The organism is Streptomyces sp. URMC 129 (assembly GCF_051386415.1).
Lineage (GTDB): Bacteria > Actinomycetota > Actinomycetes > Streptomycetales > Streptomycetaceae > Streptomyces.
Genome location: NZ_JBPQTQ010000043.1, coordinates 1 through 24444, shown reverse-complemented (window position 1 = coordinate 24444; position 24444 = coordinate 1). Strand labels below are relative to the sequence as shown.

Annotated in this window: 24 protein-coding genes; 10 read left to right on the top strand and 14 right to left on the bottom strand. The window is 73.6% G+C overall.

The genetic code is table 11. The annotated features are described in order from the left end of the window. The first annotated feature begins 87 nt into the window (after nt 1–87). A complete protein-coding gene (locus ACSNOC_RS11655) occupies nt 88–1455 on the top strand; it encodes an FAD-binding oxidoreductase (protein ID WP_436747278.1) in 1368 nt (455 codons plus the stop codon). Nucleotides 1456–1466: 11 nt separating this feature from the next. Here the strand turns inward: ACSNOC_RS11655 and ACSNOC_RS11650 are convergent, their stop codons facing one another. The 4 genes from ACSNOC_RS11650 to ACSNOC_RS11635 form a co-directional block, all read right to left on the bottom strand. Next, the gene (locus ACSNOC_RS11650) at nt 1467–2309 is read right to left on the bottom strand and encodes a hypothetical protein (protein WP_436747277.1); all 843 of its coding nucleotides are present in this window, start codon (nt 2307–2309) and stop codon (nt 1467–1469) included. 23 nt (nt 2310–2332) lie between these two features. Next, the gene (locus tag ACSNOC_RS11645) at nt 2333–3973 is read right to left on the bottom strand and encodes an ABC transporter substrate-binding protein (RefSeq protein ID WP_436747276.1); all 1641 of its coding nucleotides are present in this window, start codon (nt 3971–3973) and stop codon (nt 2333–2335) included. 107 nt (nt 3974–4080) lie between these two features. Next, nucleotides 4081–4377: a carboxypeptidase-like regulatory domain-containing protein gene (locus tag ACSNOC_RS11640; protein WP_436747275.1), complete on the bottom strand. Its 297-nt coding sequence runs from the start codon at nt 4375–4377 to the stop codon at nt 4081–4083. 172 nt (nt 4378–4549) lie between these two features. Further along, entirely contained in the window at nt 4550–5896 is a 1347-nt protein-coding gene (locus tag ACSNOC_RS11635; protein ID WP_436747274.1) for a metallophosphoesterase, read from the bottom strand. A 167-nt stretch (nt 5897–6063) separates the two neighbouring features. Between ACSNOC_RS11635 and ACSNOC_RS11630 the strand changes: the two genes are divergently transcribed. Then, nucleotides 6064–7284: a D-alanyl-D-alanine carboxypeptidase family protein gene (locus ACSNOC_RS11630; RefSeq protein WP_436747273.1), complete on the top strand. Its 1221-nt coding sequence runs from the start codon at nt 6064–6066 to the stop codon at nt 7282–7284. Here ACSNOC_RS11630 and ACSNOC_RS11625 read toward each other — a convergent pair. The 3 genes from ACSNOC_RS11625 to trpS all read right to left on the bottom strand — a co-directional run bounded on the left by ACSNOC_RS11625 (nt 7178) and on the right by trpS (nt 9823). Continuing rightward, a complete protein-coding gene (locus ACSNOC_RS11625; protein WP_436747272.1) occupies nt 7178–8095 on the bottom strand; it encodes a YihY/virulence factor BrkB family protein in 918 nt (305 codons plus the stop codon). The two genes, ACSNOC_RS11630 and ACSNOC_RS11625, sit on opposite strands and share 107 nt — an antisense overlap. A gap of 92 nt (nt 8096–8187) precedes the next feature. Next, the gene (locus tag ACSNOC_RS11620) at nt 8188–8763 is read right to left on the bottom strand and encodes a 2'-5' RNA ligase family protein (RefSeq protein ID WP_436747271.1); all 576 of its coding nucleotides are present in this window, start codon (nt 8761–8763) and stop codon (nt 8188–8190) included. Between the two features lie 43 nt (nt 8764–8806). Continuing rightward, the gene (trpS, locus tag ACSNOC_RS11615; protein ID WP_436747270.1) at nt 8807–9823 is read right to left on the bottom strand and encodes a tryptophan--tRNA ligase; all 1017 of its coding nucleotides are present in this window, start codon (nt 9821–9823) and stop codon (nt 8807–8809) included. Between the two features lie 126 nt (nt 9824–9949). Between trpS and ACSNOC_RS11610 the strand changes: the two genes are divergently transcribed. From ACSNOC_RS11610 to ACSNOC_RS11600, 3 genes are all read left to right on the top strand, one after another. After that, a complete protein-coding gene (locus ACSNOC_RS11610; protein ID WP_436747269.1) occupies nt 9950–11170 on the top strand; it encodes an NADP-dependent isocitrate dehydrogenase in 1221 nt (406 codons plus the stop codon). Nucleotides 11171–11328: 158 nt separating this feature from the next. Further along, complete coding sequence (locus tag ACSNOC_RS11605) at nt 11329–12318, top strand: malate dehydrogenase (protein ID WP_436747268.1); 990 nt, start codon at nt 11329–11331, stop codon at nt 12316–12318. 118 nt (nt 12319–12436) lie between these two features. After that, complete coding sequence (locus ACSNOC_RS11600; protein WP_436747267.1) at nt 12437–13336, top strand: glycine betaine ABC transporter substrate-binding protein; 900 nt, start codon at nt 12437–12439, stop codon at nt 13334–13336. Between the two features lie 19 nt (nt 13337–13355). On the opposite strand, the gene ACSNOC_RS11595 is transcribed toward ACSNOC_RS11600, so the two are convergent. Both ACSNOC_RS11595 and ACSNOC_RS11590 read right to left on the bottom strand, forming a co-directional pair. Further along, nucleotides 13356–13757, bottom strand: coding sequence for a DUF3017 domain-containing protein (locus ACSNOC_RS11595; RefSeq protein ID WP_436747266.1), 402 nt, complete (start codon nt 13755–13757; stop codon nt 13356–13358). Between the two features lie 47 nt (nt 13758–13804). After that, entirely contained in the window at nt 13805–14662 is an 858-nt protein-coding gene (locus ACSNOC_RS11590) for a bifunctional methylenetetrahydrofolate dehydrogenase/methenyltetrahydrofolate cyclohydrolase (RefSeq protein ID WP_436747265.1), read from the bottom strand. A gap of 320 nt (nt 14663–14982) precedes the next feature. On the opposite strand from ACSNOC_RS11590, the gene ACSNOC_RS11585 reads away from it, so the two are divergent. After that, a complete protein-coding gene (locus ACSNOC_RS11585; RefSeq protein ID WP_436747264.1) occupies nt 14983–15720 on the top strand; it encodes a DUF4234 domain-containing protein in 738 nt (245 codons plus the stop codon). Between the two features lie 100 nt (nt 15721–15820). Further along, complete coding sequence (locus ACSNOC_RS11580; RefSeq protein ID WP_436747263.1) at nt 15821–16132, top strand: hypothetical protein; 312 nt, start codon at nt 15821–15823, stop codon at nt 16130–16132. Here the strand turns inward: ACSNOC_RS11580 and purH are convergent. Both purH and purN read right to left on the bottom strand, forming a co-directional pair. After that, on the bottom strand, nt 16104–17705 hold the full coding sequence (gene purH / locus ACSNOC_RS11575) for a bifunctional phosphoribosylaminoimidazolecarboxamide formyltransferase/IMP cyclohydrolase (protein WP_436747262.1): 1602 nt from the start codon (nt 17703–17705) through the stop codon (nt 16104–16106). The genes ACSNOC_RS11580 and purH overlap by 29 nt on opposite strands. Then, nucleotides 17702–18337: a phosphoribosylglycinamide formyltransferase gene (gene purN, locus ACSNOC_RS11570; protein WP_436747261.1), complete on the bottom strand. Its 636-nt coding sequence runs from the start codon at nt 18335–18337 to the stop codon at nt 17702–17704. The genes purH and purN overlap by 4 nt, the downstream gene beginning before the upstream one ends. Before the next feature lie 132 nt (nt 18338–18469). Between purN and ACSNOC_RS11565 the strand changes: the two genes are divergently transcribed. Together ACSNOC_RS11565 and ACSNOC_RS11560 are read left to right on the top strand one after the other, a co-directional pair. Beyond that, nucleotides 18470–18958, top strand: a complete 489-nt coding sequence (locus tag ACSNOC_RS11565; protein ID WP_436747260.1) for a hypothetical protein — start codon at nt 18470–18472, stop codon at nt 18956–18958. Between the two features lie 5 nt (nt 18959–18963). Then, nucleotides 18964–19104: a hypothetical protein gene (locus tag ACSNOC_RS11560; protein WP_436747259.1), complete on the top strand. Its 141-nt coding sequence runs from the start codon at nt 18964–18966 to the stop codon at nt 19102–19104. A gap of 757 nt (nt 19105–19861) precedes the next feature. On the opposite strand, the gene ACSNOC_RS11555 is transcribed toward ACSNOC_RS11560, so the two are convergent. After that, nucleotides 19862–21304, bottom strand: coding sequence for a cell division protein PerM (locus tag ACSNOC_RS11555; protein ID WP_436747258.1), 1443 nt, complete (start codon nt 21302–21304; stop codon nt 19862–19864). Nucleotides 21305–21413: 109 nt separating this feature from the next. On the opposite strand from ACSNOC_RS11555, the gene ACSNOC_RS11550 reads away from it, so the two are divergent. Then, nucleotides 21414–22070 carry a sigma factor-like helix-turn-helix DNA-binding protein gene (locus ACSNOC_RS11550; RefSeq protein ID WP_436747257.1) on the top strand — a complete coding sequence of 219 codons (657 nt, stop codon included), beginning with the start codon at nt 21414–21416 and terminating at the stop codon, nt 22068–22070. A gap of 84 nt (nt 22071–22154) precedes the next feature. On the opposite strand, the gene sucD is transcribed toward ACSNOC_RS11550, so the two are convergent. Both sucD and sucC read right to left on the bottom strand, forming a co-directional pair. After that, nucleotides 22155–23045, bottom strand: coding sequence for a succinate--CoA ligase subunit alpha (gene sucD, locus ACSNOC_RS11545; RefSeq protein WP_436747256.1), 891 nt, complete (start codon nt 23043–23045; stop codon nt 22155–22157). Nucleotides 23046–23081: 36 nt separating this feature from the next. Continuing rightward, a complete protein-coding gene (sucC, locus tag ACSNOC_RS11540) occupies nt 23082–24257 on the bottom strand; it encodes an ADP-forming succinate--CoA ligase subunit beta (protein WP_436747255.1) in 1176 nt (391 codons plus the stop codon). Between the last annotated feature and the right edge of the window lie 187 nt (nt 24258–24444).

Here is a 24444-nt window from a genome sequence, read left to right as displayed (position 1 = left end):
CTCGCACGCCCAGCGCGGCGCCCGCCAGGCGTTTTCCCACCGTTTCGCGCCGTGGGCTTTTCGCGGGCGGGGTGCGAAGCTCACGGTATGAGCACTCTTGTCGCGCGGCTGCGCGAGGGGCTGCCGGCCGAGGCGGTCCTCACCGATCCGGACGTCACGGCCTCCTACGCCCACGACATGGCCGGATTCTGCCCGGCGGGCGCCCCCGCCGCCGTGGTGCTGCCGCGCACGGTGGAGCAGGTGCGGCACGTGCTGCGGACCGCGAGCGCGCTGCGGGTGCCGGTGGTGCCGCAGGGCGCGCGGACCGGGCTGTCCGGGGCGGCCAACGCCGTGGACGGCTGCGTCGTCCTCTCCCTCCTGCGCATGGACCGGATCCTGGAGATCGACCCGGTGAACCGGATCGCGGTGGTCGAGCCGGGCGTCGTCAACGCCGACCTGTCGAAGGCGGTGGCCGCGCACGGGCTGGCCTATCCCCCGGACCCGTCGAGCTGGGAGCAGTGCACCATCGGCGGGAACATCGGCACCGGCTCCGGCGGCCTGTGCTGCGTGAAGTACGGGGTGACCGCCGAATACGTGCTGGGGCTGGACGTGGTGCTGGCCGACGGGCGGCTGCTGTCCACCGGGCGCCGCACCGCCAAGGGCGTCGCCGGGTACGACCTGACCCGCCTCTTCGTGGGCTCCGAGGGCACGCTCGGCGTCGTCGTCCGGGCGGTGCTCGCGCTCCGGCCGGCGCCGCCGCCGAGCCTGGCGCTGGCCGCCGAGTTCCCCTCGGCGGCGGCGGCCGGGGACGCCGTCTGCCGGATCATGGCCGCCGGGCACACGCCCGCGCTGCTGGAGCTGATGGACGCCACCACGGTGCGGGCGGTCAACCGGATGACCAGGATGGACCTGCCGGAGTCGACGCGGGCGCTGCTGCTGGCCGCGTTCGACACCCCGGACCCGGGCGCCGACCTGGCGGCGGTGGCCGCGCTGTGCCGGGACGCCGGCGCCACCGGGGTGGTCCCGGCCGACGACGCGGCCGAGTCGGAGCTGCTGCTCGCCGCCCGGCGCGCCGCGCTGCCCGCGCTGGAACGGGTGAAGGGCACCACGATGATCGACGACGTCTGCGTGCCCCGCGACCGGCTGGCCGCCCTGCTGGAGGGCGTCGAGCGGATCGCCGGGCGGCACGGCCTGACCATCGGCGTGTGCGCGCACGCGGGCGACGGGAACACCCACCCCACGGTCTGCTTCGACGCCTCCGACGCGGACGAGGCGCGGCGCGCCAGGGAGTCGTTCGACGAGATCATGGCCCTCGGCCTGGAGCTGGGCGGCACCATCACCGGCGAGCACGGCGTCGGGCTGCTCAAACGCGCGTGGCTGGCCCGCGAGCTGGGCCCGGTCGGCCTGGAGCTCCAGCGCGCGGTCCGGCAGGTGTTCGACCCGCTGGGCATCCTCAACCCCGGCAAGGTGCTCTGAGGATCACCTGCTCAGTCCACGGATCCCGTGCACAGCTCGTCCAGCAGCCGTCGCCTGAAGTCCTCGGGGTCCCGGTCGAGTTCGGGCAGGAGCACCACGCGCCAGTCGTCCGCGAGGCGGTCCAGGGCCTGGCCGATGGCCCGGTGCAGCACCCGGCGGGTCACCAGCAGCGGGACGGCCGCCACCGGGCGGGCCAGTCCCCGGCCGCGCAGCATGATCTCCACGTCGAGCCGCCACCTGCCGTCCGCCGCGTCCGCGCGCGGCACGGCCCGCACGCCGGCCCGCAGTATCGGGTGCCGGACGTCCACGGTGAGCGCGGGCGCGCCCGGGACGGCCCGGGTCGCGCGGGTGGCGGGGTCCGTGCCGACGGCCGCCCACCAGCGGGCCAGGTCGAGCCCGCCGTGCAGGGTGAACCAGCGCAGCCGCCTGCGCCGCCCGTCCGGGCGGGTCAGCGCCGCGTCCACCGTCACCTCGACGTGCTCGGGCCGTTCCGCGCTGCGCAGCCGCACCACGGAGGAGACCAGGGCGCCCGAGGTCTCGCCGCCCCGCGGCACCGCGTGCGGCGGCTCGGTGACGTCGAGGCGGACGCCGGTCTCCCGGTCCCGGTCCCAGGTGAGCAGCTCCAGCTCGGTGAGGTGCGGGCCGCTGGCGGCGAACCCGTACCGGGCGCCCGGCCGCAGGTGCTCCCCGCCGGTGAGCGTCACCTCGACGACGGGCCGGCCGTCCTCGGCGATCAGGGTGCCCTCACCGCCCGCCAGCAGGCCCTCCGCGATGTCGTGCACCACGGCGACGGCGTCGTCGACGCGGCGGCGGCTGACGGGTTCGAGAACGATCGTGTGCCGTAGTCGTGCCATACCCCCGCATCCTGCCGTACCGGTCAGATGCGGCGCAGCTCCCACAGGCGCCACACGCCGCTGTTGGTCGACAGATGCTGGATGCCGGTGATGTCGGGGCGGCTGATGGTGATGTGCTTCTCCTGCCAGATCGGGATGATCGGGACCTCGTCGGCGGCGTGCTCGTGAATGACCCTGAAGTCCTCGGCGGCCCGCCCGCGGTCGGGCTCGGCCTGCGTCCGGGCGATGAGCTCGTCGATCACGTCGTTGTGGTAGCCGGTGTTGAGGGTGTCGCCGGGGCCGAGGAGCGTGTCGGTGAACGTGGCCGGGTCGGGGAAGTCGGGACTCCAGCCGATGAGGTACGCGTCGAACGGCCGCTGCCCGTAGACCGTGGGGATGAACTCGTGCCAGTCGTAGTACTCGACCTCGACCTCGAACAGGCCGTCGGCCTCCAGCTGCCGCTCGATGAGATCGGCCTCCTCGTTGCTGGCCGCGCCGCGCGAGTAGGCGAGGTGGAAGGCCACCGGCACCTCCAGCCCCGCCTCCTCCAGCTCCGCGCGCAGCTCGTCGGGGTCGCGGTCGCGGTACTGGTCGTAGTACGGGGTGCCATGGCCGGTGAAGCCCACGGGGATGAGGGAGTACAGCGGCTCGACCGTGTCCTCCTGCACGTGGCGGCTGATGGCCTCCCGGTCGATGAGGGTGGCGGCGACCTGGCGGGCCGTCTCGTTCGCCATGGGGGCGCCCTCGCGGGTGTTGAAGGCGAGCAGGCGGACGGTGCCGTCGGCGGACTCGGAGACACGGAAGTCGGGGTCGCTGGTGTTGATCTCGGCCATCACCTGGGGCGGCATCCTGCCGTCGTTCACGTCCAGCTCCCCCGCCTGCCACGCCTCGGCCAGCAGCCGCTCGGCCGGGGTGCCGTCCTCCGCCTGCTGGAAGTACCGGACGGTGATGGGGAACGCGGGGACCTCGGCGGCGCCGCGGTACCGGGGGTTGGGCTCCAGCTCGGCGAGGACGCCGGGCTCGAAGCCGGTGAGCAGATACGGCCCCGAGCCGACGACCTGGCCGTCCGTGCGCGGCTCCAGCTCCTCGTAGCTGTCGCGGTCGACGATGGCCCCGGCGCTGCCCGCGACGATGAAGGGGAAGGTGGCGTCGGGCTGGTTCAGCTCGAAGACGATGTCCCGGTCGTCGATCCGCACCGCCTCCAGCGTGGACAGCAGCGCGGCCGGCCCGGTGGAGACGAACTTGTCCTCGTCGGGGATGCTGTCGTCCCCGGCCTCGCGCCGGGCGCGCTCGGCCATGGCGAGGACGCGTTCGTAGGAGAACACGACGTCCTCGGGGGTGATCGGGTCGCCATTGCTGAAGGTGAGGTCGTCGCGGAGCCGGCAGCGGAAGACGGTCAGCTCGGTGTCGGTGAAGCCGCAGCTCTCGGCCGCGTCGGGCACCGGCTTCTCCTGGCCGGGCACGAAGGTCAGCAGCGACTGGTACAGGTTGCTCATCAGCGCCCAGGAGCCCGCGTCGTAGGCCGCGCCCGGATCGACCAGGGCGGGCGCCGAGGTGCTGCCGACGACGATCGGCTCCTGGCCTCCGTCGCCCGAGCGGAAGAACCACCAGCCGCCGACCGCGCCGGCCACCAGCAGGACGGCCAGTCCGATGCCTATGGCCGCTCCGGCCCGGATGCGTCGCACTCTCCCCGCGCCCTTCTCCCACTCCTATGTCGCGGGGCCAGCCAACCACAGGGCCCTGTTCCCCGTGTGACGCGGCGACAACGGACCGGCCACAACTCGTGGCGTGATCAGTCCACTACGGCGCCGGGAACGTCCATGCGGAACTCCACCTCGACGGGGCGGCCGTTCAGCCGGATCATGATGCTCTGACTGCCGAGCTGCGGGAAGAAGGCGACCAGCAGATAGTCGCCGTGCCCCGGCGCCGTCACCGTGAAGCCGCCGTCGTCCGCGCTGCGCGTCTTCACCAGGCTCCGGCCCCCCGCCGCGCCCGTGAGCGTCACCACGGCGCGCGGCAGCGCGACTCCGAGGGAGTCGCGCACCATGCCCCGGATGATGAGGGCTTCCGCCCCGGATTCGTCCGTCATGCCCCTCACTCCTCCGTCACCGGGGTCGCGTTTCCGTCACGCTGTCAGTTTGTTCTCCAGCCGTTATCTAGGACACCAGAATGGCCCGAATAGTTGACCCGGAAGGAAGCGCGGGACCAAATCCGGACAGGTGATCGGTCCGCCCCGCGTCGCGCGGATCCCGCCCGGCGGTTCACGCCTGGGCCGACGCCAGCTCGATCACCGTGATGTCGGGATCGGCGCCCACCCGCACGGGCGGCCCCCAGGCCCCGGCGCCGCGGGAGACGTAGAGCTGGGTGTCGCCGTAGCGTTCGAGACCGGCCAGCGTGGGGTTGGCCAGCCCGGCGACGTAGGTGAACGGCCAGAGCTGGCCGCCGTGGGTGTGGCCGGAGAGCTGGAGGTCGACGCCGTAGTCCACGGCGTCGTGGATCTGCACGGGCTGGTGGGCCATGAGGACGGTGGCCCGCCGCCGGTCCCGGTCCCCGAGCGCCGCCTCGAAGTCGGGCCCGCCGAAGGCGCTGCCCTCGCCGTCGGCGTCGTTGACCCCGGCGAGGTCGAACCAGGGCAGCTCGTCCCGCGCGTTGGCCAGCGGGATCAGGCCCAGCTCGCGCACGTGGTCCACCCAGGCGGCGGTGTCGAGGTAGTACTCGTGGTTGCCGGTCACGAAGTACGCCCCGTCCCTGGCGCGCAGCCCGGCCAGCGGCGCGACGGCGGACCGCAGGTCGTCCACCTCGGCGTCGACCAGGTCGCCGACGACGGTGATCAGGTCGGGCTGGGTGCGGTTGATGTGGTCCACGACGTTCTGGCAGTGGGCGCGGCCCATGATGGGCCCGAGGTGGATGTCGCTGACGACGGCGATGCGGTACCCGTGGGCGGCGCGCGGCAGCTTGGCGAGGGTGACCCCCACCCGCTTGGTGGTCAACCGCCGCGCCGCGTACGCCCCGTACCCCACGACCCCGGTCGCGACGACCCCGGCGCCCAGGGCGATGCCGCGCGAGACGAGCAGCCGGCGGCTGAGCGCGTCCGGCGGCGGCGCGGCGTCCCCGGCGGCGGCCGGCACCGTCCCGTCCGCCCCGGAACCGCCCGCGGCCCGGGCCGGCGGCGCGGCCTCCCCCGCGGCGGCCTCCCCCGCGGCGGCACCGACCGCGACGGGCTCCCGCGCGGCGACGGCCCCGTCCGCGGTGTCCGGCCCGCCCGCCGCGGCGGCTGAATCCGCGTCAGGCGCCCGGCGCCCGGCGGCGCGGCGCAGCAGGGCCCAGCGGAGCAGCTCCGCCGGGACCAGGGCCAGCATCAGGTACAGCAGCATCGCCAGCCAGTAGTAGCCCGGCCAGGACACCACCTGGAGCGCCCCGAACGGCAGGCCAGTCTCGCGGCCGGTGATCGCCACGAGCGACAGCGCGGGAAGGGCCACGGCCAGGGTGGTGCCGATCCGGCGGTACCAGCCGCCGGGGGACGAGACGTCGCGCACCAGGCGTCGCCACAGATACCAGTGCGTTCCCCCGAGCAACAGGGCGAAGACGACGGCCGCGCCGATGAGCATGAAGACCCCCTCTTGTGCTGTCGGTCGTCCCCCACAGCAAGTATCCGTGACGCGCGTCCCCCGTTTGATCCGGGCCGGTCACCGGTTTGGTCCGCTCCGCTGGTCCTGGTCCCGGGCGGCAACGGTAAGTTCACGGTGTGCCGTTCAATCGCTCGTCCTCTTTTCGGATGTCCGTTCGCGCGCTCGCTGTCGCGATAGTCGCCGTCACTCCCACCCTGCTGGCGCCCGCCTTCGCGGCCGACGATCCGCCCCGGCGGATGTCGACCGTCGGCGGCGAACTCCTGGGCAGACCGGGGACCCAGGTCCACGAGGGCCCCGGGGTGCCGGAGCTGCCGGACGATCTGACGGCGAAGTCGTGGATCGTCGCCGACGCCGAGAGCGGCGAGGTGCTGGCCGCCCGCAACGCGCACTGGCCTCTCGCCCCCGCCAGCACCCTCAAGATGCTGTTCGCGGACACGGTGCTGCCCAAGTTCGACCGGGAGGACCTGTACCGGGCCCGGCCGGAGCACTTCACGGAGATGGGCGAGGGCAGCAGCGCGGTCGGCATCGCGGACGACCAGACGTACACCGTCGAGGACCTGTGGCGCGGCGTCTTCCTCGTCTCCGGCAACGACGCCGTGTACGCGCTCACCGCCATGAACGGCGGCAAGGAGCGCACGGTGGCCGAGATGAACGCCCGCGCCGAGGAGTTGCAGGCCGGCGACACCCACGTGGTGAACCCGGACGGCTACGACGCGCGCGGCCAGACGTCCTCCGCCTACGACCTGACCCTCTTCGCCAGGTCCGGCATGCAGAACAGCGACTTCCGCGAGTACGCCGCCACGCCCGAGGCCGAGTTCCCCGGCGGCGGGGAGGGCGAGGACCGCGAGTCGTACCCGATCGCGAACACCAACCGGCTCCTGGTCGGCGCACCCGGGCTGGAGCCCTACGAGGGCATCGCCGGCGTCAAGAACGGCTACACCTCCTCCGCCGGCCACACCTTCACCGGGATCGCGGAACGGTCCGGCCGGGTGCTGCTGGTCACCGTCATGAACCCCGAGGACGACGACAGCCTCGCCGTCTACCGCGAGGCCGCCGACCTGCTGGACTGGGGCTTCGAGGCGGCCGGCACGGTGGAGCCCGTCGGGGAGCTGGTCCCGCCGCTGAGCGAGCTGCCCGGGGAGGAGCCCGCCACCACCGAGGTGGACGGCGGCAAGAACACCGGCGACGAGTCCGCGCTCGACGGCGCGACGGCCTCATCGGAGGGCGGCGGCTCCGCGAGCGGCGTCCTGGTGCTCGGCGTCACGGCCGGGACTGCGGTACTGCTGGCGGCCGGTGCGTATGTGTTCCATCGTCGTCACCCTCTTCCGCTTCCAGCGCGTCGGCGCAGGGCCGCTCCTCCGGACTGACGGCGGTGGCCGTCCAGGCGCAGCACGCCAGCAGCAGCTTCGCCATGAGGTTGATCCAGATCAGCAGGGCGATGGGCACCCCGAAGGCGCCGTAGACGTTCCGGCCGGCGACATCGGTCAGGTAGCTGCCGAGCAGCAGCTTCAGCAGTTCGAAGCCGACCGCCCCCATCAGGCACGCGGTGATCACCGCGTGCCGGGGCGGCCGGACGCCGGGCATCCAGACGAGCATGTACGCCAGCAGCAGGCAGGTGACCACGATCGCCAGCAGGTAGGCGGCGATCTGGAGGACGATCCCGGAGCCGACCTGGTGCAGGACGTTCATCCCGAGCCCGGAGGCCGCGAGCGACAGGGCGGTGACCCCGCCGAGCCCGGCCAGCACGCCGACGTCCCGGATCCGGCGCTGGACGAAGTTCTCCTCGGGCTCCGGCAGGTCCCACAGCGTCCGCAGGCAGCCGCGCAGCGCCTCCACCCAGTTGGCGCCGGTGGAGAGCACCAGCAGCGCCGAGACGAATCCGATGGTCCCGGCGTGGTCGAAGAAGGCCGCCAGGTCCAGCTGGTCGGAGATGCCGGGGACCTGGTCGGCGAACCACCGCTCGACGTCGTCCAGCCGCTCCTCGTCCAGCAGCGCCGCGACGACGGCCGCCGCGAGCGCCAGGGCGGGGAAGAGGGTGACGAAGCTGGTGAACGTGATGGCCGCGGCCAGCCTCGTCCACTGCCGCGCGTCCAGGTGCTGGTACACCTGCCACACACGGCTGCGGAAGAACCACGCCACCGCGGGTCCGAGCCTCGGTACCCGGGTCAGTCGCTGCATAACGTCGGCCACGATAGGGGCATCTGCCCCGTTTTCCTCCGTTGACACCCGTGAAGAGTGATAAGCCTACCGGTGAGGTCGGACCCGTGGGGTCACGCCGCCTCGGGCGCCCACTGCCGGGGCAGGGGGCTGCGCTGCCGCGGGTAGGGCGCGAACCTGAACTCCCGGCGCGGCGCCCAGATCCCGCCCGGCCCCTGCTCGTAGAGCGAGAAGCCGCTGACCGTCCAGGCGGCCTCGTAGTCCGCCAGCTCGGCCTGCGCGATGTCCATCGCGCCCTCGGCCACGCCGTGCGCGACGGTGACGTGCGGGTGGTAGGGGAACTGCAGCTCGCGGGCGAGCGGACCACCGCGCTCGCGGATCCGCTCCTGGAGCCGCCCGCAGGCCGGGCCGCCCTCGACGACCCGCAGGTAGACCACGGGCGACAGCGGCCGGAAGGTGTCCGTGCCGCACAGCCGCATGCGGAAGGGGCGCGCGCCCGCCGCGATGCCCGCGAGGTGCTCGTCGATCACCGCCCGGGAGGCCGCGTCGACCTCGGTGGGCGGCAGCAGGGTCACATGGGTGAAGATGCCGGCCGCGGCGGCATCCCCGAAGCCCAGACGGCAGCGCTGAAGCAGGCTTCCGTGCGGCTCCGGGACCGCGATCGACACGCCGAGCGTGACGGTCCCCACGTGCTCCATCTCCCTGTGGTCGTGACCGGTGTCGTCCCTGGTCTCAGTGTGCACCCGCGGGCAGGAAACCGACCTTCTCGTACACGTCGGCCAGAGTCCGGGCGGCGACGGCGCGCGCCTTGTCGGCGCCGCGGGCCAGCAGGCGGTCCAGCTCGGCCGGGTCGTCCAGGTACTCCTGGGTGCGGGCGCGGAAGGGCGCCACCCACTCCGCGAAGACGTCACCCAGCTCGGTCTTGAGCGGGCCGTAGAGCTGCCCGGCGAACTTCTCCTCCAGCTCCGCGACGCCGATGCCGGTCAGCGCCGCGTAGATGGTGAGCAGGTTGCTCACGCCGGGCTTGGTCTCCGGGTCGTACCGGATCACGGTGCCGGTGTCGGTGACGGCGCCGCGGAACTTCTTGGCCGACGTCTTCGGCTCGTCCATCAGCCAGACGATGCCCTTGGGCGAGGAGGCCGACTTGCTCATCTTGATCGCCGGGTCCTGGAGGTCGTAGATCTTCGCGGCCTCCTTGAGGATGTACGGCCCCGGCACGGTGAACGTCTGCCCGTGGCGCCCGTTGAACCGCTCGGCCAGGTCCCGGGTCAGCTCGATGTGCTGCCGCTGGTCCTCCCCGACCGGCACCAGGTCCGGCTGGTAGAGCAGGATGTCGGCGGCCTGGAGCACCGGGTAGGTGAAGAGGCCGACGGTGGTGCCCTCGGCGCCCTGCTTGGCGGACTTGTCCTTGAACTGCGTCATCCGCGACGCCTCGCCGAAGCCGGTGAGGCAGTTCAGCACCCAGGCGAGCTGCGCGTGCTCGGGCACGTGGCTCTGCACGAAGAGGGTGCAGCGCTCCGGGTCGAGCCCGGCGCCCAGCAACTGGGCGGCGGCCATCCGCGTGGCCTCGCGCAGCGCGCGCGGGTCCTGCGGGATGGTGATCGCGTGCAGGTCGACGACCACGTAGTACGTGTCGTGGGTCTCCTGGAGCGCCACCCACTGGCGGACCGCGCCCAGATAGTTGCCGAGGTGGAACGAGCCGGCCGTGGGCTGGATTCCGGAGAGCACGCGAGGACGTTCAGCAGCCATGCGGCCATTGTCTCAGGTGCCCGGTGGGGGTCCGCCGCCCCGGGAGGCTACCCTGGGTCCGGGTATCTTGATGGCGAGATATCGAGATGCCCGGACCCAGCCGCTGGAGAGGGACAGACCGCACTCATGGCCAAGATCAAGGTAGCCAACCCCGTCGTGGAGCTCGACGGGGACGAGATGACGCGCATCATCTGGCAGTTCATCAAGGACAAGCTGATCCTTCCGTACCTCGACGTCGATCTGAGGTACTACGACCTCGGGATCGAGCACCGCGACGCGACCGACGACCAGGTCACGGTCGACGCGGCGAACGCGATCAAGGAGCACGGCGTCGGCGTCAAGTGCGCCACCATCACGCCGGACGAGGCCCGGGTCGAGGAGTTCGGCCTGAAGAAGATGTACCGCTCCCCGAACGGGACGATCCGGAACATTCTGGGCGGCGTGATCTTCCGCGAGCCGATCATCATGAGCAACGTGCCGCGGCTGGTGCCGGGCTGGACGCAGCCGATCGTCGTCGGCCGTCACGCGTTCGGCGACCAGTACCGCGCGACCGACCTGAAGATCCCCGGCGAGGGCACGCTGACCCTCTCCTTCACCCCCAAGGACGGCTCGGACCCGATCGAGCTGGAGGTCTACGACTTCCCGGGCTCCGGCGTCGCGCTGGCCATGTACAACCTGGACGAGTCGATCCGCGACTTCGCCCGCGCCTCGTTCCGCTACGGCCTCCAGCGGAACTACCCGGTCTACATGTCGACGAAGAACACGATCCTCAAGGCCTACGACGGCCGCTTCAAGGACCTGTTCCAGGAGATCTTCGACAGCGAGTTCAAGGCCGAGTTCGACGCCAAGGGCCTCACCTACGAGCACCGCCTGATCGACGACATGGTCGCCGCGGCGCTGAAGTGGGAGGGCGGCTACGTCTGGGCCTGCAAGAACTACGACGGCGACGTGCAGTCCGACATCGTCGCGCAGGGCTTCGGCTCGCTGGGCCTGATGACCTCCGTGCTGATGACCCCCGACGGCCGCACCGTCGAGGCCGAGGCCGCGCACGGCACGGTCACCCGCCACTACCGGCAGCACCAGCAGGGCAAGTCCACCTCGACCAACCCCATCGCGTCGATCTTCGCCTGGACCCGTGGCCTGGCCCACCGCGGCAAGCTCGACAACACCCCCGAGGTGACCGGCTTCGCCGAGAAGCTGGAGCAGGTCTGCGTGGAGACCGTCGAGGGCGGCCAGATGACCAAGGACCTGGCGCTGCTCATCGGCAAGGACCAGCCCTGGCTGACCACCGAGGAGTTCCTCGCGGCGCTCGACGAGAACCTGAAGAAGAAGATCGCCGCCGCCTGAGCCCTCCCCGCGCCGTCCCTGAAAGGGCGTCCCCGCCCCACCGGGCGGGGCGCCGGGGACGGCACCCGACAGCCTGCCCCCCGGGTCTCTCGCCGTGGAGAGGACCTCGGACACGTGACCGAGCGACCCGGCCGTCATCGTGCGAATCCGGAGACACAATGCCCCGCACCCCCGTCACCGTCACCGTCACCGGCGCCGCCGGCCAGATCGGCTACGCGCTTCTCTTCCGCATCGCGTCCGGGCACCTGCTCGGCCCCGACACCCCGGTGAAGCTCCGGCTGCTGGAGATCACCCCGGCCCTGCCGGCCGCCGAGGGCACCGCCATGGAGCTCGACGACTGCGCCTTCCCGCTGCTGTCCGGCATCGACATCACCGACGACCCGAACGTCGCCTTCGACGGGACCAACGTGGCGCTGCTCGTCGGCGCCCGTCCCCGCACCAAGGGCATGGAGCGCGGTGACCTGCTGGAGGCCAATGGCGGCATCTTCAAGCCGCAGGGCCGCGCCATCAACGACCACGCCGCCGACGACGTCAAGGTCCTCGTCGTGGGCAACCCGGCCAACACCAACGCGCTGATCGCCCAGGCCGCCGCCCCCGACGTGCCGGCCGACCGCTTCACCGCGATGACCCGCCTGGACCACAACCGGGCGCTGTCGCAGCTCTCCAAGAAGACGGGCGTCCCGGTCAGCGGGATCACGAAGCTGACCATCTGGGGCAACCACTCCGCCACCCAGTACCCGGACATCTTCCACGCCGAGGTCGCGGGCAAGAACGCCGCCGAGGTCGTGGCCGACGAGAAGTGGCTCGCGGAGGACTTCATCCCGACCGTCGCCAAGCGCGGCGCCGCGATCATCGAGGCGCGCGGCGCGTCCTCGGCCGCCTCGGCCGCGAACGCCGCCATCGACCACGTCCACACCTGGGTCAACGGCACCCCGGAGGGCGACTGGACCTCGATGGCCATCCCGTCCGACGGCTCGTACGGCGTGCCCGAGGGCCTGATCTCCTCCTTCCCGGTGACCACCTCGGACGGCGAGTACCGGATCGTCCAGGGCCTGGAGATCAACGAGTTCTCCCGCACCCGCATCGACGCCTCGGTGCGGGAGCTGGCCGAGGAGCGCGACGCCGTCCGCGGTCTCGGGCTCATCTGAGCTTCTCCCCCGGAAAGCCGGATCATCTGGAAAACTGCTGTGGCCCCGCACACGCCCGTGCCGGGGCCACACGCGTGCCCGGCACCCGCCGCCCGGACTTCGTAAGGAAAGCCCCGCCATGTCCCGACGTCACCCCCTCCTCGCCGGAGTGGGCGCCCTGTGCCTGGTCGCGACGAGCGCGTGCGGCGTCGCGGAGCGGGTGACGGGCGGCGCGGAGGCCGCTCCGGTCCACATCGCGATGCCGGACTGGCCGGGCGGCCAGGCCAACGCGGCCGTCGCCGCCCACGTGCTGGAGACGGAGCTGGGCGTGGAGGCCGTGACCCACCCGACCGACCAGGCGACGGCCTGGGACGCGATCGGGGACGGCGCGATCCAGGCGATCCTGGAGGACTGGGGAGCGCTGCCGGAGCAGACGGAGCTGCACGTCGAACTCCGCGCGGACGTGGTGGACGCCGGCGCGCTCGGGATCACCGGGCACGCGGGCTGGTTCGTCCCCGCGGAGTTCGCCCGGGCGCACCCGCGGGCCCTCCAGTGGCGCCACCTGAACGACTTCGCCGACCTGCTCGGCGGCCGGATCCTCCAGGGCGACCCGCAGTTCGCCACCCGGGACGAGGCCGTCATCGAGGAGCTGGGGCTCGACCTGCGGCCGGTGGCGGCGGGCAGCGAGGACGCGCTGGTCGAGGAGATATACGAGGCGGGCACCGGCGGCACGCCCCTGCTGGCGTACTTCTGGCAGCCGCACTGGCTGACCACCGAGGTGGAACTGGCGGAGGTCCGGCTCCCCGGCTACTACCCGCGCATCGAGCTGCGGAAATACCTCAACGCGGACTTCGCCGCCGAGGGCGGCGAGGCCGCCGCGTTCCTGCGGAACTTCTCGTGGACCGCCGACGACCAGAACGCGGTGGCCGGGCTGATCGCCCACGACGGTCTCTCCCCGGCCGCCGCCGCCGAACGCTGGGTGGCCGCACACCCGGACACCGTCGCCTCCTGGCTGGCGGACGACCGGCCCGCCGGCTGACCGGCCCGGCCCCGGCCGCCTAACCGGCCGAGAAGCGCAGGATGTCGCTCAGGAACGGCACCTCGAACCACGGCTCCGGCTCGGCCATCAGCGTGAGCAGCACGATCAGGCAGCCCAGCACCCCGTAGGTCAGCACGTCGGTGAAGCGGGAGCGGACCGCCAGCATGCCCACCGCGGGCAGCCAGGCGCGCAGCAGCGCGCCCGCGAGCAGCGCGGCGCCCACGGTCAGCAGGCCGACGCGGAAGTCCGCCAGGGTGATCAGCAGCCCGGCGACGGTGGCCCCCAGCACGGTGAGCAGGGGCCACTGGCGTATCGGTGCCGGCGCGTGGCCGCCGGCGCTGCGCCGGCCGCCCTCGGGCCTGGCCGTGGACCGGGTGGGGTACTGCCTGCGCCTGCGCCACGCCGTGCCGTTCGCCCCCATGGACCGCCGCTCCCCTTCCTTCCCCGGTTCCTCCCGGGTCCCGTCCGTCACCCGCCGGCCGCGCGCTCGGCGGCCTCCACCACGTTCTGCAGCAGCATCGCCCGGGTCATCGGCCCGACGCCACCAGGGTTCGGGGAGAGCCAGCCGGCCACCCCGGCGACGCCCGGGTGCACGTCGCCGACGATCTTGCCGTGCTCGTCGCGGCTGACGCCGACGTCCAGGACGGCCGCGCCCGGCTTGACGTCCTCCGGCTTCACCAGGTGCGGCACCCCGGCCGCCGCGACGACGATGTCGGCCCGGCGCAGGTGCGCGGACAGGTCGCGGGTGCCGGTGTGGACCTGGGTCACCGTGGAGTTCTCGGTGCGCCGGGTCAGCAGGAGCGGGATGGAGCGGCCCACCGTGACGCCGCGGCCGACCACCACCACGTGGGCGCCGGCCAGCTCCACGCCGTGGTGGCGCAGCAGGTGGATGATGCCGTTCGGGGTGCAGGGCAGCGGCGCGGGCTCGCCCAGCACCAGGCGGCCCAGGTTGGTGGGGTGCAGCCCGTCGGCGTCCTTGGCGGGGTCGATGAGCTCCAGCACGCGGTTGACGTCGATGCCGCGCGGCAGCGGGAGCTGCACCAGGTACCCGGTGCACGCCGGGTCCTCGTTCAGCTCGCGGACGACGGCCTCGATCTCCTCCTGCGTGGCGGTCGCGGGCAGCGCCCGCTGGATGGAGGCGATCCCGACGGCCGCGCAGTCGCGGTGCTTGCCGGCCACGTACTTCTGGCTGCCGACGTCGTCCCCGACGAGCAGCGTGCCGAGACCGGGGACCACGCCGCGCTCCGCGAGGGCGGCGACCCGGACGGACAGATCGGACTTGATCGCGGCGGCGGTTGCCTTGCCGTCGAGAATCTGGGCGCTCATGCCCCCATCCTCGCGGATGACGGGCCCGGGTCACCAATCAGCCCCCGGCGTCCCCCCGGCGCTCGTGCCACGGGGGCCCGTGTCGCGACATGTTGCAGGTTCGCCACAGTCCTCCCGCCCGGGTGGACAGCGGGGCCGGCGAAAGGATCAAATGACGCGCTGGGCCGACCCGGGGGGAAAGCGCGCGCGGTACGGCGTCGTCACGCACACGTCCCCAGCCCCGCCTTCCAGGCCCCTCAACAGCCCGGCCGCGGACCGCGGCCCCGGCCGTCCCCCCATGGCCCGGACAGAAGCACACGATTCACGAGGAGCCCACAGACGTGAGCAACTACCAGACGCCCCCCGGCCCGCCGCCGCAGGGACCGGTGCCGCCGCAGGGCGGGCAGCAGCCTGGCCCGTACCCGCCGCAGGGCGTCCCCGGCCCCGGCCTGCAGAAGGGCGCCCAGCCCGGCCCGTACCCGGCGGGCCAGCCCGGACAGCCGGGTCAGCCCGGACAGCCCGGCCCGTACCCGGGCGGCCGTCCCGGCCCGTACCCGTCGCAGGGCGGCCCGCAGCCGGGCCCGCCGGCCGGTCCGTACCCGCCACAGGGCGCCCCGCGGCCGGGCCCGTACCCGGCGACGCCCGGCCCCGTGCCGCCCGGCATGCCCGTGGCGCCGGCCGGGTTCGGCCTGGCGATGAAGATCCGCAACCCGCTCGGCGTCTGGGGCCTGACGCTCATCACCCTCGGCATCTACGGCCTGGTGTGGTGGTTCAAGATCCAGAAGGAGATCGGCCTCTTCGACCAGCGGATCAAGGTCAACCCGGGGGTCAGCGTGCTGGCGTTCCTGCCCGGCGCGTACCTGCTGGTCCCGCCGTTCGTCTCGGTCTACAACACCGCCACCCGGATCCAGGCCGCCCAGCGCGCGGCCGGTCTGCCGTCGACGTGCAGCGGCGGCCTCGGCATCCTGCTGTACATCCTGCTCGGGACCCACGCGATCTACTACCAGTCCGAGCTGAACAAGATCACCACGCACTACCAGAACCCGCCGGAGGGCACCCAGCTGCCGCTGGCCGCCTGACCGCACCGCTCCGCCGCCGTCCGCGCGCACGGGTCCAAGCCCGGCGCGCGGACGCGGCGTTGAGGGGCGATCACGGCCCGTCCGTGGTCGAATATCCGGTATGAGCGAAAGGTACTCGGTCTTCACCGCGCCGCGCGGCGGCGTGATGACCAAGGAAGTCGGCGTGATCACCGGCGAGTTGGAGCTGCACACCAGCGCCGGGGCGGACGGCGCGCTGCACTTGCGCGTCCGTTACGCGGGCGCCGACGAGTGGTACACGCCGGAGGGCGGGCCGTACACGCTGTACGACCCGCGCGACCACGAGGTGGTGCACGAGGTGGTGATCGACCTCCTGCACCGGCCCCCGCTCCAGCCGGCCTCCGGGACCGGCGGCCCGTCCTCGGTCAGTGGAAGAAGTGCCGGGTCCCGGTGAGGTAGAGAGAGATCCCCGCCGCCCGGGCCGCCTCCACGACCTGCTCGTCCCGCACCGAACCGCCCGGCTGCGCCACGGCCCTGACGCCCGCCTCGGCCAGCACCTCCAGACCGTCGGGGAACGGGAAGAAGGCATCCGACGCGGCGAACGCCCCCGCCGCCCGCTCCGCGCCCGCCCGCTGGACGGCGAGCCGGGCCGAGTCCACGCGGTTGACCTGGCCCATCCCGACGCCGACCGTGGCGCCGTCCTTGACGAGCAGGATCGCGTTCGACTTCACGGCGCGGCAGGCGCGCCAGGCGAACGCCAGGTCGGCCAGCCCGCCGTCGTCCAGCGCCTCGCCCGTCACCAGCCGCCAGGCGGCCGGGTCGTCGCCCGGGGCCTGCAGCCGGTCGGTGACCTGCACCAGCGTCCCGCCGTCGATCGGCCGGTACTCGGTGACCGCCTCGGGGCGCTCCGGGCAGCGCAGCACCCGGATGTTCTTCTTCCGGGCCAGCACCTCCACGGCGCCGTCCTCGTAGGCCGGGGCGACGATGACCTCGGTGAAGATGTCCGCGACCTGCTCGGCCATGGCGACCGACACCGGCCGGTTGACGGCGATGACGCCGCCGAACGCGGACAGCGGGTCGCAGGCGTGCGCCTTGCGGTGCGCCTCGGCGACGTCGGCGCCGACCGCGATGCCGCACGGGTTGGTGTGCTTGATGATCGCCACGCACGGCGCCTCGTGGTCGTAGGCGGCCCGGCGGGCGGCCTCGGTGTCCACGTAGTTGTTGTACGACATCTCCTTGCCGTGGAGCTGCTCGGCCGCCGCCAGGCCGGTGCCGCTGCCGTCGGTGTAGAGCGCGGCGGCCTGGTGCGGGTTCTCGCCGTAGCGCAGCACGCGCTCCAGGCCGAACGTCAGCCGGGCCTGCTCCACGAACAGCTCGCCCTCGGCCGTTCCCTCCGCGTCCGCCGCCTCCACGGCGTCGAGCTGCGCGAACCAGCCGGCCACCGCCGCGTCGTACGCCGCCGTGTGCTGGAACGCGCGGGCGGCCAGCCGCCGCCGCTCCGCCAGCGTGAAGCCGCCGTCCGCGACGGCCGCCAGCACGTCCGGGTACCGCTCCGGGTCGGTGACCACCGCGACGGACGGGTGGTTCTTCGCCGCCGCGCGGACCATCGAGGGGCCGCCGATGTCGATCTGCTCCACACACTCGTCGGGCGAGGCGCCCGACTCGACGGTGAGCTGGAACGGGTAGAGGTTGACCACCACCAGGTCGAACGGCTCGACGCCCAGCTCGCCGAGCTGCGCGGCGTGCTCGGGCTTGCGCAGGTCGGCGAGGATGCCCGCGTGCACGCGCGGGTGGAGCGTCTTGACCCGGCCGTCGAGGCACTCGGGGAAGCCGGTCAGCTCCTCGACCGGGGTGACCGGCACCCCGGCGGCGGCGATCCTCCCGGCCGTCGAGCCGGTCGACACGATCCGCACCCCCGCCGCGTGCAGGCCCCGGGCCAGCTCCTCCAGGCCGGTCTTGTCGTAGACGCTGACCAGAGCGCGGCGGATGGGCCGCTTCGCCTCGCGGGCGGTCTCTTCGGCGGTCACGGGATATACACCTTTCGTCCCTTGATGCTGTATCCGTCGCGGGCGAGCCGGCCCACGACGTCGACCAGGAGCCGGCGCTCCACGTCCTTGATGCGCTCGTGGAGCGTGGCCTCGTCGTCCTCGTCGCGGATCTCCACGACGCCCTGCGCGATGATCGGGCCGGTGTCCACGCCCGCGTCGACGAAGTGGACCGTGCAGCCGGTCACCTTCGCGCCGTAGTCGAGCGCGTCGCGCACGCCGTGCGCGCCCGGGAAGCTGGGCAGCAGGGCCGGGTGGGTGTTGACGAACCGGCCGCCGAACCTGGCCAGGAACTCCTCGCCGACGATCTTCATGAAGCCCGCCGAGACCACCAGGTCCGGCCGGTGCGCGGAGACCGCGTCGGCCAGCGCCACGTCCCACTCGCGCCGCGACCCGTAGTCCCTGACCCGCCGGACGAACGTCGGCAGCCCGGCCCGCTCGGCCCGGCGCAGTCCCTCGATGCCGTCCCGGTCGGCGCCCACCGCCACCACCTCGGCCCCGTACGCGGGGCCGCGCTCGGCCGTGGCGTCCAGCAGAGCCTGGAGATTGGTCCCCGATCCTGAGACGAGGACGACGACGCGTGCCGGGGACGAAGGCTCGGCGGGAGCGGACACGATGGGGTCTTCCTTAAGGGGACGGTCTGCGGCAACGATACCGGCATGCCCGGATCCCCCCGTGCCGCGGGGCGGCGCGGGCCAGGTACGGTCGAAGTCACCGGCACCTATGAGGGAGATTCGACGACCACGATGACGGACCGACGCCGTGCCTCCGGCCAGCAGGAGCGGCCGGGCGAGGAGGACAACCCCTTCGCGCCGCCGCCCGAGGGAGAGCCCGACCGGCCGTGGCGACCGCGTCACCCGGAGCCGTCCGACCAGGACGACCAGCGCCAGCGGTGGGGCAGCCAGTGGAGCAGGCGCCAGCCCAAGCGCGACGGCGGCGCCTTCGGCGAGCCGCGGCGCGACCCGGACGGCGACGGCCCGGGCCAGGGCGGCGGCCCCGGCGGCCGGGGCCGCTGGGATCCGGCCGACCCGGCGCAGCGGCACGCGCGGTACGCGGTGCTGGCGGGCATGTGGGGCGTCTTCGGCGGGCTGCTCGGCTGGGAGTGGCTGGGTCTGTTGCTCGGCGCGCTGGCGCTGTACTGGGGCGTAAGCGCGCTGCGCGGCGGCCCGAAGCCGGCGGGCGAGCCGAGGAACCGCCGGCTGGAGGCCCTGGAGGGCAAGCCGCCGCGGCGCTGATGATCGTGGCGACGACGTACGCCGTGCAGCTCGTCTACAAGGACTACTTCGACTGCGTGAACGACGCGTTGACCGAGCCGTCCCGGGAGTCGTGCGAAACCCTGCTCCCCGAGCAGCTCCGCCGGGTCCTGGGCGAGCAGGACTAGGGCCTCTCTTCCGGATCTTCGCGGGGCCACGACGCTCCCCCAGCCCGGCGTCCGGGAGGTGCCCCCACCGTACGAGCTGCGATCCGGCGCCTTGCCGGCGCATGGGGGGGTACCTCCCGGGCCCCCGAGGGACCCGGGGGAGCCAGACCCCGCGGCCTGATCCTCCCCCGGACCGGCGTCCGGGAGGTGCCCCCACGATCCGGAAGACAGGCCCAGGGCCCTGTCCTCCAGGGGGCGTCCGGCCGCCCGCGGCTCCCCCGGACGCGGGCGACCGCCAGGCGCCGGATCGTCCTCGTCCGGGGCCGGCTCGGGCGATGCGGCACCCCGGCGAGCGTGCGCCCCCAGGGGCACCGCCCGGCCCCCGGAAGGGACCCCCACGGTGCGGGCGACCGGCCAGGGGCCGGATCGCCACGCATGCGCGCCCGGCGCACTGCCCGGCCTCCGGGCCGAGGGGCGTCGTGGCCCTGCGACGATCCGGAAGAGGAACCCTGGGCTGTGTCCGGAACGCCGCGTCGGACCGGGCCGCAGCTCCCCCGGGCCCAGGGGCCGGGGAGGGGGACCCCCACGGTGCGGGCGATCGCCACGCTTACGCACCCCTGCGTGGGCGATCCGGCACCCCGGCGAGCGTGCGGGCCTGATGGCACCGCCCGGCCTGCGGGCCCGGGGGCGTCGCGGCTCCGGCGGGACGTCGCGGGCAGCCTGCCGCCGCCTTCGAGCATGGCCGGAACGGTGCCTCGCCCGGCTTCCGCAGCGCGCTTCAGGGCCGGTCTCCGGGGGGCCCGTCCGGTGGGGGGCCGTGGCCGGGTGGCCGGGGGATCTCGGGTACGAGGGCGCCGGAGGTCTTGCGCAGGGCCGCCCAGCGCGTTCGGCGGGCGCCCGTCGCGTGCCAGGGATCCGTCCGCCCCGCCTCCGCCGTCCGCCGGGCGGCCGTCCGGCGGGGGCGCGGGCGCAGGCGGGCGGCGGCCCGGGTCGCGCGGGCCGTGATCCACTGCCGCAGCCACCGGGGGCGGCGCAGCCGCCGGGCCCGCAGCGCGAGGGCGAGCGGCGTGCCGAGAACGGCCGTCCACCCGGCGGCGGCCGGGGCGACCAGCAGGCCGTCCGGGCCGAACTCGGCCAGTCCGCCCGTGCCCAGCGGCCCGCCGGCCAGCGCGGCCAGGCAGCCGAGGGCCGCGCCGGTGCCGCAGGCGGCGAGCAGCACGGTGAGCGCGGTGCCCTGCCAGCCCGACGCGGTGACCCGTTCACCGCGCACGGGCACGGCGGCCCGCGCGGCGCACCAGGCGGTCGCCGCCACCCCGGCCGCGGGAACGAGGGCCGCCGCCCACAGCGACGGACCCTGCGGGGTCTGCGACGGCAGCACGGCGAAGAGCGGGAACGGCGGCAGCTCCGGCTCGCCGCCGACGCCCAGCGGCGCGACCGCGCTGCCCGCGCCCAGCGTGAAGCCGGGGCCCAGGCCGTAGGCCGCCGCCCACACCGCCGCGTTGGGGACCAGCGCCAGCGTCAGCAGCAGCACCGCGAGCCGGCCCGACCACTCGCCGCCGAGCTCCCCGAGGCCGTCCTGGGCGGCGTGGGCGTGCAGCACGAGCCCGCCCGCCACCAGCAGCGCCCCGGCGGCGCAGTACGCGGCGGTGCCGCCGGCGGCGACGCGGGCGGCGGCCAGGACGCGACGGCGGTCGAAGGCGGCCGGCAGCCCCGGCGGCGGCCGGAACGGGAGGCGGAGCGCGGGCGGCCCGACCGCCGACCAGGCCCCGGCCAGCGTGCAGGCGAGCGCGAACACCGGCAGGTGCCAGGCGGCGCTCAGCGGCCGGGCGTCGATCGGGGCGGGCAGGGTATGCAGCACGGCCACCGCCCCGGCGAGCAGGTAGCCCCCGGTGATCCACAGGGCGGCGCGCGTGGCCCCGGCCGGTTCCGTTCCCCAGTCGACGACCCGGACGGCCCGCAGCAGCAGCCAGCCGGGCAGCGCGCACAGCAGCAGCGGGGTCAGCCCGACCGGCGCGGGAGTGCCGTGGAGGGTGTCGGCGCGCAGCAGTTCGGTGCCGTGGGCCAGGAGCCAGAGGTCGGCGGCGATGCGGAGGGCGCCGCCCGCGCCGCTGTCGGGGTAGGGCGAGAGGGTCCACAGCACCAGGACGAGCGCGGCGAGCGCGCCGAGCCCGAGACCGGCGGCCAGCAGCCCTTCCAGGAACCATCGGAGAGGGTGTCGCACGCCGCCATGCTGCCAACAACACCCCAGCACGGCGGGTAACGGGATTTCTCCGCTGTGTCGCCCATGATAGGACTATGTCCCTTTTCTCCTACGGTCCGACGGTGCGGTGGTGAGACCGGACCCGGCCCGCGACCCGGCGGCGGCGTTCGACCGGCTCTACGCCGCGCACGTCGTGTCGCTGACCCGGCAGACGTTCCTGCTGTGCGGACGGCACCGGCTCGCCGAGCGGTCGGTGCTCCGGGCGTTCCTGCTCGCCTGGCAGCGGTGGCCCGAGGTCGCGGTGGACCCGGACCCGGCGGGGTGGGTGCGGGCGGCGGCGTACGAGTACGCGCTCTCGCCGTGGCACGGGCTGCTCCCCGGGCGGCGCGGCGGGAGCCTGCGCGCGGTCCCGCCGGAGGACCGGCCGCCGCTGAAGGCCCTGCTCGGCCTGCCGCCCGGCTACCGCCGCGCGCTGCTGCTGCACGACGGGCTCGGGCTGCCGCTGCCGGAGACGGCGGCGGAGACGGAGGCGACCACGCCCGCCGCCGCGAGCCGCGTGCGGCACGCGCGGGAGGCGCTGGCGCCCTGGGACGACGGGCGGGGCCCGGTCGTGGCCGGGCTCCTCACCGGCCCGGCGGCGGCCCGGCCGGTCCGCCCCCGCCCGGCGCGGGCGATCCGCGCCCGCGGCGAACGCGCCATGCGCCGCTGGACCCTGGTCGCCTGGGCGGCCTGGGCGGCGGCGCTGGCCCTGGCCGCCACGGCGGCGGCGCCGCTGCTGGCCCGCTGAACGCCGGACGCCCGCCCTCCCCGGGAACCCGGGAAGAGCGGGCGGACACGGAACGCGGACGCGCCGCGCGGGGCGCGGACCGCGTCAGGCCTGGGCGGCCAGCAGCTCGCGGGCCAGGAGCGCCGTCTCCGAGGGGGTCTTGCCGACCTTCACCCCGGCGGCCTCCAGGGCCTCCTTCTTCGCCTGCGCCGTACCGGCCGAACCGGAGACGATCGCGCCGGCGTGGCCCATCGTCTTGCCCTCGGGCGCGGTGAAGCCCGCCACGTAGCCGACGACCGGCTTGGTGACGTTGGCCTTGATGAAGTCGGCCGCACGCTCCTCGGCGTCGCCGCCGATCTCACCGATCATCACGATCAGGTCGGTGTCCGGGTCCGCCTCGAACGCCGCCAGCGCGTCGATGTGTGTGGTCCCGATGATCGGGTCGCCGCCGATGCCGACGCAGGAGCTGAAGCCGAGGTCACGCAGCTCGTACATCATCTGGTACGTCAGCGTGCCGGACTTCGAGACCAGACCGATGCGGCCCGGCTTGGTGATGTCGGCCGGGATGATGCCCGCGTTCGACTGGCCCGGCGTGATGAGGCCGGGGCAGTTGGGGCCGATGATGCGGGTCTTGTTGCCCTTCTTCCCGGCGTACGCCCAGAAGTTGGCGGTGTCGTGGACCGCGATGCCCTCGGTGATCACGACGGCCAGCGGGATCTCGGCGTCGATCGCCTCGATGACCGCGTCCTTGGTGAACTTCTCCGGGACGAAGATCACGGTCACGTCGGCGCCGGTGGCCTCGACGGCCTCCTTCACGCTGCCGAAGACCGGCACCTCGGTGCCGTCGAAGTCGACCTTCTGGCCCGCCTTGCGGGGGTTCACGCCGCCGACGATGTTGGTGCCGGCCGCCAGCATGCGCCTGGTGTGCTTCTGGCCTTCGGAACCGGTCATCCCCTGGACGATGACCTTGCTTTCCTTGGTGAGGAAGATAGCCATGGTGGTGTGGGTTTCCTTTACTCGGCCTGCTCGGCCTTACTTGGCAGCCAGCTCGGCGGCGCGGTCGGCCGCTCCGTCCATCGTGTCCACCTGCTCGACGAGCGGGTGGGCGGCGTCGGTCAGGATCTTCCGGCCGAGCTCCGCGTTGTTGCCGTCCAGCCGGACGACCAGGGGCTTGGTGACGTTCTCGCCCTTGGACTTCAGCAGTTCCAGGGCCTGCACGATGCCGTTTGCCACGGCGTCGCACGCGGTGATGCCGCCGAAGACGTTCACGAAGACGGACTTGACCTCGGGGTCGCCCAGGATGATCTCCAGGCCGTTGGCCATCACCTCGGCGGAGGCACCGCCGCCGATGTCCAGGAAGTTGGCCGGCTTCACGCCGTTGTGCTTCTCGCCCGCGTAGGCGACGACATCCAGGGTGCTCATCACGAGGCCCGCGCCGTTGCCGATGATGCCGACCGAGCCGCCGTCGAGCTTCACGTAGTTCAGCCCGCGCTCCTTGGCGGCGGCCTCCAGCGGGTTGGCCGCGGCCTTGTCCTCCAGGGCCGCGTGGTCCGGCTGGCGGAACTCGGCGTTGGCGTCCAGCGACACCTTGCCGTCCAGGGCGACGATCCGGCCGTCGCCGGTCTTGACCAGCGGGTTGACCTCGACCAGCAGCGCGTCCTCGGCGATGAAGACGGTCCACAGCTTCTGGAGGACGTCGACCACCTGGTCGGCGATCTCGGCGGGGAAGCGGGCCGCCGCCACGATCTCGCGGGCCTTGGCCTCGGTGACGCCGTCGATGGCGTCCACGGGGATCTTGGCCAGCGCCTCGGGGTTGTTGGCCGCGACCTCCTCGATCTCCATGCCGCCCTCGACGGAGGCCATGGCGAGGAAGGTGCGGTTGGTGCGGTCGAGGAGGAAGGAGACGTAGTACTCCTCGGCGATGTCGGCCGTCTGGGCCAGCATCACCCGGTGGACCGTGTGGCCCTTGATGTCCATCCCGAGGATGGCCCGTGCCTTCTCGACGGCGTCCTCGGGGTCGGAGGCGAGCTTCACACCACCGGCCTTGCCGCGCCCACCGGTCTTCACCTGCGCCTTGACGACCGCGCGACCACCGAGTCGCTCGGTCACCTCACGCGCCGCCTCGGGGGTTTCGATGACTTCACCGGCCAGCACCGGTACGCCATGCTTGGCGAAGAGATCCCTCGCCTGGTACTCGAACAGGTCCACGCGCGTCCGTCCCTCATCAGTGGTATCGCGGATCGTTAACAGCGGTGGGCGTGCCGCGAGGCCGCGCGCACGCGGCAAGTCCGGAGACGAGCGTATCGGGGGGTCGGGAAGGGTCATAAATCGTGGGTCACACCCGCACGGTGAGACCCGTCACAGTCCCCGCCCGCCCGCCGCCCCGCACAGACAC

Coding starts and splice junctions, on each gene's coding strand:
- ACSNOC_RS11655 (WP_436747278.1), top strand. CDS start 88: ATGAGCACTCTTGTCGCGCGGCTGCGCGAGGGGCTGCCGGCCGAGGCG.
- ACSNOC_RS11650 (WP_436747277.1), bottom strand. CDS start 2,309: ATGGCACGACTACGGCACACGATCGTTCTCGAACCCGTCAGCCGCCGC.
- ACSNOC_RS11640 (WP_436747275.1), bottom strand. CDS start 4,377: ATGACGGACGAATCCGGGGCGGAAGCCCTCATCATCCGGGGCATGGTG.
- ACSNOC_RS11635 (WP_436747274.1), bottom strand. CDS start 5,896: ATGCTCATCGGCGCGGCCGTCGTCTTCGCCCTGTTGCTCGGGGGAACG.
- ACSNOC_RS11630 (WP_436747273.1), top strand. CDS start 6,064: ATGTCCGTTCGCGCGCTCGCTGTCGCGATAGTCGCCGTCACTCCCACC.
- ACSNOC_RS11625 (WP_436747272.1), bottom strand. CDS start 8,095: ATGCAGCGACTGACCCGGGTACCGAGGCTCGGACCCGCGGTGGCGTGG.
- trpS (WP_436747270.1), bottom strand. CDS start 9,823: ATGGCTGCTGAACGTCCTCGCGTGCTCTCCGGAATCCAGCCCACGGCC.
- ACSNOC_RS11610 (WP_436747269.1), top strand. CDS start 9,950: ATGGCCAAGATCAAGGTAGCCAACCCCGTCGTGGAGCTCGACGGGGAC.
- ACSNOC_RS11605 (WP_436747268.1), top strand. CDS start 11,329: ATGCCCCGCACCCCCGTCACCGTCACCGTCACCGGCGCCGCCGGCCAG.
- ACSNOC_RS11600 (WP_436747267.1), top strand. CDS start 12,437: ATGTCCCGACGTCACCCCCTCCTCGCCGGAGTGGGCGCCCTGTGCCTG.
- ACSNOC_RS11595 (WP_436747266.1), bottom strand. CDS start 13,757: ATGGGGGCGAACGGCACGGCGTGGCGCAGGCGCAGGCAGTACCCCACC.
- ACSNOC_RS11590 (WP_436747265.1), bottom strand. CDS start 14,662: ATGAGCGCCCAGATTCTCGACGGCAAGGCAACCGCCGCCGCGATCAAG.
- ACSNOC_RS11580 (WP_436747263.1), top strand. CDS start 15,821: ATGAGCGAAAGGTACTCGGTCTTCACCGCGCCGCGCGGCGGCGTGATG.
- ACSNOC_RS11565 (WP_436747260.1), top strand. CDS start 18,470: ATGACGGACCGACGCCGTGCCTCCGGCCAGCAGGAGCGGCCGGGCGAG.
- sucD (WP_436747256.1), bottom strand. CDS start 23,045: ATGGCTATCTTCCTCACCAAGGAAAGCAAGGTCATCGTCCAGGGGATG.